General features: G+C 69.4%; 8 protein-coding genes and 1 pseudogene. 7 read left to right on the top strand and 2 right to left on the bottom strand.

Annotated elements, in window-relative coordinates; genetic code table 11:
- Window positions 1–62: 62 nt before the first annotated feature.
- Window positions 63–398 carry an oxidoreductase gene (locus ACFV4K_RS31865; protein ID WP_379279927.1) on the bottom strand — a complete coding sequence of 112 codons (336 nt, stop codon included), beginning with the start codon at window positions 396–398 and terminating at the stop codon, window positions 63–65.
- 458 nt (window positions 399–856) lie between these two features.
- On the opposite strand from ACFV4K_RS31865, the pseudogene sucB reads away from it, so the two are divergent.
- The 6 genes and pseudogenes from sucB to ACFV4K_RS31835 form a co-directional block, all read left to right on the top strand.
- A pseudogene (gene sucB / locus ACFV4K_RS31860) lies at window positions 857–2,239 on the top strand (2-oxoglutarate dehydrogenase, E2 component, dihydrolipoamide succinyltransferase); the annotation flags it as partial.
- Window positions 2,240–2,273: 34 nt separating this feature from the next.
- Complete coding sequence (locus ACFV4K_RS31855) at window positions 2,274–3,173, top strand: TIGR01777 family oxidoreductase (protein ID WP_379279926.1); 900 nt, start codon at window positions 2,274–2,276, stop codon at window positions 3,171–3,173.
- An 88-nt stretch (window positions 3,174–3,261) separates the two neighbouring features.
- A complete protein-coding gene (locus ACFV4K_RS31850; RefSeq protein WP_379279928.1) occupies window positions 3,262–3,774 on the top strand; it encodes a GNAT family N-acetyltransferase in 513 nt (170 codons plus the stop codon).
- Window positions 3,771–4,577, top strand: a complete 807-nt coding sequence (gene lipB, locus ACFV4K_RS31845; protein ID WP_379279925.1) for a lipoyl(octanoyl) transferase LipB — start codon at window positions 3,771–3,773, stop codon at window positions 4,575–4,577. The genes ACFV4K_RS31850 and lipB overlap by 4 nt, the downstream gene beginning before the upstream one ends.
- A 21-nt stretch (window positions 4,578–4,598) precedes the next feature.
- A complete protein-coding gene (gene lipA, locus ACFV4K_RS31840; protein ID WP_379279924.1) occupies window positions 4,599–5,639 on the top strand; it encodes a lipoyl synthase in 1,041 nt (346 codons plus the stop codon).
- A gap of 108 nt (window positions 5,640–5,747) precedes the next feature.
- A complete protein-coding gene (locus tag ACFV4K_RS31835; protein WP_379279923.1) occupies window positions 5,748–7,946 on the top strand; it encodes an elongation factor G-like protein EF-G2 in 2,199 nt (732 codons plus the stop codon).
- A gap of 3 nt (window positions 7,947–7,949) precedes the next feature.
- Here the strand turns inward: ACFV4K_RS31835 and ACFV4K_RS31830 are convergent, their stop codons facing one another.
- Window positions 7,950–8,639, bottom strand: coding sequence for a TetR family transcriptional regulator (locus tag ACFV4K_RS31830; RefSeq protein WP_379279922.1), 690 nt, complete (start codon window positions 8,637–8,639; stop codon window positions 7,950–7,952).
- Between the two features lie 90 nt (window positions 8,640–8,729).
- On the opposite strand from ACFV4K_RS31830, the gene ACFV4K_RS31825 reads away from it, so the two are divergent.
- Window positions 8,730–10,166, top strand: a complete 1,437-nt coding sequence (locus ACFV4K_RS31825; RefSeq protein WP_379279921.1) for an MFS transporter — start codon at window positions 8,730–8,732, stop codon at window positions 10,164–10,166.
- The last annotated feature ends 22 nt before the right edge of the window (window positions 10,167–10,188 follow it).

The raw sequence follows: 10,188 nt of genomic DNA, 5'->3' as shown, positions 1-10,188 counted from the left end.
CGAATCGACAGTCGACGGATTCGCGTCCCCCGAATATCTTTCGGCCCAGGCCGCCTACAGGGTCAGGCCCATTGGGCGGTGCGCCGTTCCAGGACTCGGCGGCGCGCCTCGTAGTCCCGCATGCGCTGCGGGTAGCCGACGCGGCGCGCGTCGTAGACCGGGATGCCGAGGGCGCCAGAGAGGCGTTGCGCCCCGCGTTCGCCGACCACCCGGCGGGTCCATTCGCCGTCATGCGCGACCAACAGCACCGTGACATCGGTAACCGTGGTGCGCGGCTCGACGAAAGCCTCCACGCCGTAATGGTTTCGCGTCCAGGCCACGAGATGGGCCATGTCGGCCGGATCGGCCTCGCCTCGGCGCGCGGCGCCGCTGTGCCCGAACAGATCCAGGAAACCCATTCCCGTCAACCTCCTCTCCGGCTTCGGAAAACCGCCGGATACTTCGATAGTGCGCAGCTCACGCCCACTTCGCCAGACGATCGGCGATTTCCATAGCAGCTGCACAGAATCCCTTCAGAATCGACTCAGCGGGGGTGCGCGGTCCGGTCAGCGGCACGCCGGAAAGGACAGTTCGGCGCAAACGTGATACGTGTCATGGCATCCCGCTATCTCACCCGCGCGCCGTGGCGTTCGACGCTCACGCCGGGAAATGTGGCGTAGAGAGGTCGGCACAACCGCCGCCCTGTGACACGCCGCACCCGGACGAATGCAAGGATGGGTGGCTGGAACAAGAACCAACACGGATCTCCGGGTGCCATCGCCGTTCGATGGCCGTCCGGGACGACACCGCGACCCGCGGTGCCACGCCCGCGGAGAGACGAACTGTTTAACCCGACGAGCAGTCAGAGGAGTCAACGGACATGACCTTCTCCGTCCAGATGCCAGCTCTTGGTGAGAGCGTCACCGAGGGCACCGTCACCAGGTGGCTGAAGAAGGAGGGAGACACGGTCGAGGTCGACGAGCCGTTGCTCGAGGTCTCCACCGACAAGGTCGACACCGAGATCCCGTCCCCGGTCGCGGGCACCCTGCTGGAGATCTCCGCGCAGGAAGACGACGTCATCGAGGTCGGCGGCCAGCTGGGTGTGATCGGCAGCGGCGCCCCCGCGGCCGCCCCGGCTCCGGCCCCCGCGCCTGCGCCCGCCCCCGCTCCGGCTCCGGCCCCCGCGCCTGCGCCCGCCCCCGCTCCGGCTCCGGCCGCCGCGGCTCCCGCGCCCGCCCCGGCCGCTCCGGCCGCGGCTCCCGCGCCGAAGGCCGCCCCGGTTCCGGCCGCGGCGACCCCGGCCGACGAGCCATCCACCAACGGTGGCCCCTACGTCACCCCGCTGGTGCGAAAGCTGGCCGCGGAGAACAACGTTGACCTCGCCGCCGTGACCGGCTCCGGGGTCGGCGGCCGCATCCGCAAGCAGGATGTGCTCGCCGCCGCGGAGGCCAAGAAGGTTCCGGCCCCTGCTGCCGCCGCGCCCGCCGCCGCTGCTCCGGCCGCCCCGGCCGCCGCAGCGCCGCGTCCGTCGCTGTCGCATCTGACCGGCACGGTCCAGAAGGCCAGCCGCATCCGGCAGATCACCGCGGCCAAGACGCTCGAGTCGTTGCAGACCAGCGCGCAGCTCACCCAGGTGCACGAGGTCGACATGACCAAGATCGCGTCCCTGCGCAACCGCGCCAAGGCCGCGTTCAAGCAGCGCGAGGGCGTGAACCTCACGTTCCTGCCGTTCTACGCCAAGGCCGTCATCGAGGCGCTGGCCGTGCACCCGAACATCAACGCCTCCTACAACTCCGAGACCAAGGAGATCACCTACCACTCGGTGGTCAACCTGGGTATCGCGGTCGACACCGAGCAGGGTCTGCTCTCGCCGATCATCCACAACGCCAACGACCTGTCGCTGGCCGGACTGGCGCGCGCCATCGCCGATATCGCCAACCGCGCCCGCACCGGCGGCCTGAAGCCGGACGAGCTGGCCAACGGCACCTTCACCATCACCAATATCGGCTCGAACGGCGCGCTGTTCGACACCCCGATCCTGGTGCCGCCGCAGGCCGCCGAGCTGGGCACCGGCGCGATCGTCAAGCGCCCCATGGTGATCAGCGACGACGGCAACGAGTTCATCGGCATCCGGTCGATGGCCTACCTGCCGCTCACCTACGACCACCGCCTCATCGACGGCGCCGACGCGGGTCGCTTCGTGACCACGATCAAGCACCGTCTGGAAGAGGCCGCGTTCGAGGGGGACCTGGGCCTCTGAGGCCGGAACGGAGACGGGTCGGGGGTTGGATCGGATGAAGATCGTGGTCGCCGGTTCGTCCGGACTGATCGGGACGGCACTCGTCGCGGCCCTGCGCCGCGACGGGCACGAGGTCATCCGCCTCGTGCGCCGTCCCGTACACGCCCGCGACGAATTCACCTGGGATCCGGTCCGTTCCAACCTGGACGAGCGCGCGCTGCGCGGTGCGGACGCCGTGGTGAACCTCTGCGGCGCGAGCATCGGGCGGCGGCGCTGGAACGGCAGCTACAAACAGGAGCTGCGCGACAGCCGCATCGTCCCCACCGACGTCCTGGCCGCCGCGGCCGCCGCCACGGGAGTGCCGACGCTGGTCAATGCCAGCGGCGCGCACTACTACGGCGGCGAGACCGGCGACCGGGTCGTCACCGAGAGTTCCCCCGCCGGAACAGGATTCCTGGCCCGGCTCTGCGCCGACTGGGAAGCCGCCACCGAACAGGCCGCCGACGCCGGGGTGCGCACGGTGTTGCTGCGTTCGGCGGTGGTGCTGGCGCGGCACGGCGGCATGCTCGGAATGCTGTACCCGCTCTACTATCTCGGGCTCGGCGGGCGGCTCGGCAGCGGGCGGCAGTACGTCCCGTGGATCTCGCTCGACGACGAGGTGGGGGCGATCATCCACGCGCTCACCCACGAGAAGCTGTCCGGGCCGGTCAATATGTGCGGTCCCGCACCGGTCACCAATGCCGAGTTCACGCGGGCGCTGGGGCGGGTCATGCATCGGCCGACGCCGTTGATGGTGCCCGCGTTCGCCTTGAAGCTGGCCGTCGGCGAGTTCGCGGACGAGGCGATCCTGCACGGGCCCAGGGCGATTCCCACCGCGCTGGAGGACGCCGGATACCAGTTCCAGCACCCGACCATCGGCGCGGCGCTGACCGCGACGCTGGGCCACTCGGGCTGACTCCTCGGCTTCCGGCTGGTACCGGGCGCGGTGCGCGTCACAGCAACCTCGCCGATACCGTGGACCCGTGACCAATCAACCGTCCGACGTGGTGGTGCGGGACGCACGCGAGAGCGATCTGCCGGAAATCCTGGTGATCCACAACAACGCCATCGCCGAGACCACGGCCATCTGGGATACCGAACTGGCCGACATCCATGAACGCGAGGCCTGGTTCGCGGCGCGCACCGGGGCCGGGCATCCGGTGCTGGTCGCCGAGATCGGCGGCAAGCTGGCGGGGTACGCGAGTTACGGGCAGTTCCGGCCCAAGTCGGGCTACCGGTTCTCGGTCGAGAACTCGGTGTACGTGTCAGATATATTCCATCGCCGCGGCGTGGCCACCGCGCTCATGCGGGCACTGCTGGCGCGGGCCGAGAGCGGCGACGTGCACGCCATGATCGCGGCGATCGAGTCGAGTAACCGCACGTCGATCGGGCTGCACGAGAAGTTCGGCTTCAAGGTTGTCGGGCAGATGCCGGAAGTCGGGTTCAAATTCGGGCGCTGGATGGATCTGACGCTCATGCAACTGAACTTCCCCGGAGGGGTAGCGTCGAAATCGTGAGTGAGAGCAGTACGGCCACCGCACCGTTACCCCGTGCGGTATCCGCCCGGTTCGACGACACACCCCTCGTCGTCGAGAATCTGGGCCTCATCGAATACCAGGAAGCCTGGGAGCTGCAACGGCGGATTGCCGCCGAACGCGCCGAAGGAATCGGACAAGACCGGCTTCTGATGCTGGAGCACCCGTTCGTCTTCACCGCCGGGCGCCGCACCGAACCGCAGGACCTGCCCACCGACGGCAGCCCGGTCATCGAGGTCGATCGCGGCGGGAAGATCACCTGGCACGGGCCGGGGCAATTGGTCGGCTATCCGATTGTGCGGCTGGCCGAACCGGTCGACGTGGTGGCCTACGTACGGCGGCTCGAGGAAGCGCTCATCGAGGTCTGTGCCGGCCTCGGAGTGGAAACCGGTCGGGTGGAAGGTCGTTCGGGCGTGTGGCTCCCGGTCGACGGATCACGGCCCGAGCGCAAGGTGGCGGCCATCGGCGTGCGCGTGCAACGCGGCGTCACCCTGCACGGCTTCGCCCTCAACTGCGATTCCAGCCTGGACGGTTTCGACGCGATCGTGCCGTGCGGCATTCGCGATGCCGGGGTCACCACCCTGAGCCGCGAGCTCGGCCGCGACATCACCGTCGACGAGGTGCGGCCGCTGGTCGCCGACGCCGTCGCGCGCGCCCTCGACGGGGTCCTCGAGGTGACCGACCACGCTCTGTCGCGCTGCGTCGAAGCCTTTGCCGAATGCCCCGAGCCGCTACCCGCCCTGCAGACCGACGAGTCCGCCGCAGGGCACGCCAAAGCCGAATGATCACGAGCGTAGGGTGAACCAGTGACCTCCGTCGATACCCCGACACCTGATAACTCGGCCGCACCCAACGGCCGCAAGCTGCTTCGCATCGAGGCCCGCAACGCCGAGACCCCGATCGAGCGCAAACCCTCGTGGATCCGCACCCGCGCGACCATGGGCCCCGAGTACACCGAACTCAAGGGCCTGGTGAAACGCGAAGGGCTGCACACGGTCTGCGAGGAAGCCGGGTGTCCCAACATCTTCGAATGCTGGGAGGACCGCGAGGCCACCTTCCTCATCGGCGGCGAGCAGTGCACGCGGCGCTGCGACTTCTGCCAGATCGACACCGGCAAGCCCGCCGCGCTCGATCGTGACGAGCCGCGGCGCGTGGCCGAGAGCGTGCAGGCCATGGGGCTGCGCTACTCCACCGTCACCGGCGTCGCGCGCGACGATCTCGAGGACGGCGGCGCGTGGCTGTACGCCGAGACCGTGCGCGCCATCAAGCGGCTCAACCCGCACACCGGCGTCGAACTGCTGATCCCCGACTTCAACGCGGTGCCCGAGCAGCTGGCCGAGGTGTTCGAGTCGCGGCCCGAGGTGCTGGCCCACAATCTGGAGACGGTGCCGCGCATCTTCAAGCGCATCCGTCCCGCCTTCCGCTACGAGCGGTCGCTGGCGGTCATCACCGCGGCCCGCGAGGCCGGTCTGGTCACCAAGTCCAACCTGATCCTGGGCATGGGCGAGACCCCGGAGGAAGTCACCCAGGGCCTGCGCGACCTGCACGAGGCGGGCTGCGACATCATCACCATCACCCAGTACCTGCGGCCCTCCCCGCGGCACCACCCGGTCGACCGGTGGGTGAAGCCGGAGGAGTTCGTCGAGCACTCCAAGGCCGCCGAGGAGATGGGCTTCGCCGGTGTCATGGCCGGTCCGCTGGTCCGGTCCTCGTACCGGGCCGGTCGCCTCTACGCGCAGGCCATGCGCCACCACGGCCGCGAGATCTCCCCGGAGATGGCGCACCTGGCCGAGGAGGGCAGCGCCGCCCAGGAGGCCACCAGCGTCCTGGCTCGTTTCGGTTCCTGACACTCCCGGTTCACTCCGCTCGACCGAGTTGTTCGGCGATTCGTGGACGCGACCCCATCACCGGTGGGAAGCTCGAAGGACCGCAATGATCGACCCACGGAGCGAGCCATGGTCGAGCGAACGACGACATCGCACGGTGTCAACGGCAAGGTAGTCGTGGCCGAACGGCCCGGCGACATCCGGAACGTGGTGCTGGTCGGGCACAGCGGGTCAGGGAAGACCACGCTGGTCGAGGCGCTCGCGGTCGCCGCCGGGGCGGTGCCCAGAGCCGGGCGGGTCGAAGACGGCACCAGCGTCTCCGACTACGACGACATCGAGCAGCGCCAGCACCGGTCGGTGCAGTTGTCGGTGGTGCCGATGGGGTGGGAGAAGGTCAAGGTCAATCTTCTCGACACCCCCGGCTACGCCGACTTCGTCGGGGAGCTCAGGGCCGGTCTGCGAGCAGCGGACGCGGCCCTTTTCATTCTCTCCGCGGCCGCCGGCGTCGAGGGCGTCAGCGGACCCACGCTGGCGCTGTGGGAGGAGTGCGCGAGCGTCGGCATGCCGCGCGCCATCGTGCTCACCCATCTGGACACCGCACGCGCCGATTTCGAGGACATGGCCGAGACCTGCCGTCAGATCCTCGGCGGCGGGCGCTCGGAATCCATACTGCCGCTGCATCTTCCGGTGTACGGGCCCAAGAACCCCGACGGGCACCGGCCGGTGACCGGGCTGATCGAACTGCTCACCCAGCACGTCTACGACTACGCGACCGGGGAACGCGTCGAGACGCCCGCCTCCGAGGAACAGCGCGAGCAGATGGAGGAGGCGCGCAACCGGCTCATCGAGGCCATCATCGCCGAGAGCGAGGACGAGACCCTCATGGACCGCTACATCGGCGGGGAGGAGATCGACCTCGCCTCGCTGGTCGCCGACCTGGAGAAAGCGGTCGCGCGCGGGAGCTTCCACCCGATGCTGATCGCCGCTCCCCCACCCGAAGGCGCGCGCCAAGGGCTGGGCACCGTCGAGATCCTGGACCTGATCACCCGCGGATTCCCCACGCCCGCAGAGCATCCGGTGTCCGCGACCGGCAGCGGCGGCAAGTCCGCGGCACTGGCCTGCGATCCGGACGCGCCGCTGGCCGCCGAGGTGATCCGCACCGCCTCCGACCCGTACGTGGGCCGGTTGTCGCTGGTCCGGGTGTTCTCCGGAACCCTGCACGCCGACGACACCGTGCACGTGTGCGGACACGGCACCGGCACGAACGGCGATCACGACGCCGATGACCGCGTCGGCGGGGTGTCCGCGCCGTTCGGGAAACAGCAGCGGCCGCTGCCGCAGGCCATCGCCGGGGACATCGTGTGCGTGAGCAAACTGACGCACGCCGAGACCGGGGACACCTTGTCCGCCAAGGACAGCCCGCTGCTCATCGAGCCGTGGGACCTGCCGGATCCGCTGCTGCCGGTCGCCATCCAGGCACACGGCAAGGCCGATGAGGACAAGCTCTCCCAGGGGCTGTCACGACTCGTGGCCGAAGACCCCACGGTCCGGCTCGAACAGAATCCCGACACCCACCAATTGGTGCTGTGGTGCCTCGGCGAGGCGCATCGCGAGGTGGCCCTCGAACGGCTGCGGTCCCGGTTCGGGGTGCAAGTCGACGTCGTCGACCACCAGGTGGCCCTGCGCGAGACCTTCGCCACCCAGGCGGCCGGGCGGGGACGGCATGTGAAGCAGTCCGGCGGCCACGGGCAGTTCGCGGTCTGCGAGATCGAGGTGGCCCCGCTGCCGGAGGGATCCGGCATCGAGTTCGTGGACAAGGTGGTGGGCGGAGTCGTTCCGCGCCAGTTCATCCCATCGGTGGAGAAGGGCGTGCGCGCCCAGGCGCTGCGCGGCGTGGCATCCGGATACCCGCTGGTCGACGTGCGGGTGACGCTGTTCGACGGCAAGGCGCACTCGGTGGATTCCTCCGACGCGGCATTCCAGACCGCGGGCAGTCTGGCCTTGCGGGAAGCCGCCGCCACCGCCCGCATCAGCGTGCTCGAACCGATTGCCGAAGTGCTGGTGGTGGTTTCGGATACCTACGTCGGCCCGGTGCTCGGCGACCTGTCGAGTCGCCGCGGGCGAGTGCTCGGCACCGAACCGGCGGGGCTGGGCCGCACCGCGATTCGGGCCGAAGTCCCGGAACTGGAACTCAGCCGCTACGCCGTGGACCTGCGTTCACTGGCCCACGGCGCGGCGAGCTTCACCCGCGCCTACGCCCGCCACGAGCCGATGCCACCGCAACTGGCCGACAGCCTGCGCGAGCACGCCAAGGCCGGCCGCTCCTGACCGTCAGGACTCCGCCGCGGCGGTGCGCGCGGGCAGGGGCAGCGCGGCCAGGGCCGTCATGAAGAAGTCGATCCCGAAACCGTAGTGCTGGTCGGCCTCACAGGAGGTCAGCGCGTCCGCGGCCGCCACGACCCGGGGATAACGCTGCCGCGGAAGGGTTTCCAGGCGTAGGCGTTTGCGGCGGATCATCTCGGCGTTGTCGTCGGCGGACTGCTGCGGGGTCGGGGCGCCGGGCTCGCCCAGCACCAGCATGACGGCGGTGCGCAGGGTGTTGCCGCACACGGCGGCGGCGGGTTCGACGTCGAAGCCGTATTCGGTGAGGATCTCGAGCGCGGTCTCGGTGGCATCGAGGAATCCGGGGCTCGGATCGTTGTCGCCGGGCACCTGGAACAGCGGCACCAGGGCGCGGTGCCGACGCAGCACCGTCACCAGCGATTCGGCCAGGGCGCGGAACTGATCCAGCAGCGGGCGCGACCGGTCGCGCGTGGTGTCGACCTGTTCCCACAGTCGGTCGACGACACCGGCCAGCAGTTCGTCCTTGTTCTTGAAATGCCAGTACAGGGCCATCGGGGTGACGCCCAGTTCCTGCGCCAGGCGCCGGATGGTCAGCGCTTCGAGGCCCTCGGCGTCGGCCAGCGCGATCGCGCCGTCGGCGACGGTCTCCCGGCTCAATCGGTTCTCCGCTTTTGCCACTTGACAAATATACAACGTACAGGCTTTCCTGTACTACGTACATGTACAACGTATGTGAATGATGTACAGGCACAACGTATAGGAGTTGCGGTGCCACTACTGCCCCGTCGCTGGTGGGCCCTGATCGGGGTTTCCCTGGCGACCTTCATGACATTTCTCGACAACAACGTGGTCAACGTCGCGCTGCCGTCCATCCAGAGCGACCTGGGGCTGTCCATCTCCGGCCTGGAATGGGTGGTCAGCAGCTACATCCTGGTCTTCGCCGGGCTCATGCTGGCCGGTGGACGACTCGCTGACCTGTTCGGCCGCCGCCGGATGTTCCTCGGCGGACTGGCCGTGTTCACCCTCGCCTCACTGCTGGCCGGACTCGCCGACAGCCCGGCCATGCTCATCGCGGCCCGCGTGCTGCAAGGCGTCGGCGCGGCCGCCGCGATACCCCCGACCCTCGCCATCATCGCCGGGCTGTTTCCCGACGACTCCGAACGCGCCAAGGCGGTCGGCGTGTGGAGCGCCATCGGCGCACTGGCCCTGGCCCTCGGGCCGTTCACCGGCGGCGTGCTGAGCCAGCACGTGGACTGGAGCTGGATCTTCCTGATCAATGTGCCCTTCGGCGTCCTCACCTTCGCGCTCACCGCGCTGACCCTGGACGAAACCCGCGAACGGATACGGCACCGACTCGACCTGCCCGGGCTCGTGACCTCGGCCATCGCGCTCTTCGCGGTCACCTACGCCCTGATCGAAGGACACAACCGCGGCTGGACCTCGACGGTGATCGTGGGCTGCTTCGCGCTCGGCGCGGCCGCGCTCGCGGCGTTCGTCGCCATCGAAACGCGCCGGCCGGATCCGATGGTGGATATGTCGATGTTCCGTTCCCGCGCCTTCAGCGGCGGCATCGCCGTCATGATGCTGTGGGGTTTCGGGGTGATGGGCATCTACTTCTTCACCGCGATGTACCTGCAGAACGTGCTCGGCTTCTCCCCCACCGCGGCGGGCGCGGCGTTCATTCCGATGGCGGTCGCCATGGTGCTGGTGTCGCCGCTCGCCCCGCTGGCCGCGCGCCGGCTGGGCACGAACGTCACCGTGGCGCTGGGCGTGGCGGGCATCGTCGGTGCGCTGCTGGATATTTCGACGATCGGCGAGCACGGGCACATCCTCGACCTGATGCCCGCGTTCATCGGCTTCGGCATCGGATCGGGCCTGCTCATGACGCCGTTGAACACCGCGATCATGGACCGGATGCCGCCCGCGGTCGCGGGCGCGGCGGGCGCGGTGGTCAATGCGAGCCGCGAGATCTCGGCGCTGCTCGGCGTCACCATCGTCGGCGCGATCCTCACCACGCGCGCGGCGACCGTGGCCGGGCAGGGCGCGGCTCCGATGCACGCCTTCCTCGAGGGCTACCGCCTCGCGATCATCGTGGCGGGCGTCATTGTCGCCGTGGGTATTCCATTGGCGCTGATCACCCTGCGGACCCCACGCGAGGAAGGACCCGACGCGATGGCCCCCGAACCGATCGGGGCGGCGGCCTGACGCCACGCGTGCCGCATCGGCC

It is taken from the genome of Nocardia sp. NPDC059764 (assembly GCF_042732555.1).
Taxonomy (GTDB): Bacteria; Actinomycetota; Actinomycetes; order Mycobacteriales; family Mycobacteriaceae; genus Nocardia.
This window is presented reverse-complemented; position numbering and strand designations above follow the sequence as displayed.

Excerpts from the sequence above, each read along its gene's own strand:
- ACFV4K_RS31865 (WP_379279927.1), bottom strand. The coding sequence starts at position 398 with ATGGGTTTCCTGGATCTGTTCGGGCACAGCGGCGCCGCGCGCCGAGGC.
- ACFV4K_RS31855 (WP_379279926.1), top strand. The coding sequence starts at position 2,274 with ATGAAGATCGTGGTCGCCGGTTCGTCCGGACTGATCGGGACGGCACTC.
- ACFV4K_RS31835 (WP_379279923.1), top strand. The coding sequence starts at position 5,748 with ATGGTCGAGCGAACGACGACATCGCACGGTGTCAACGGCAAGGTAGTC.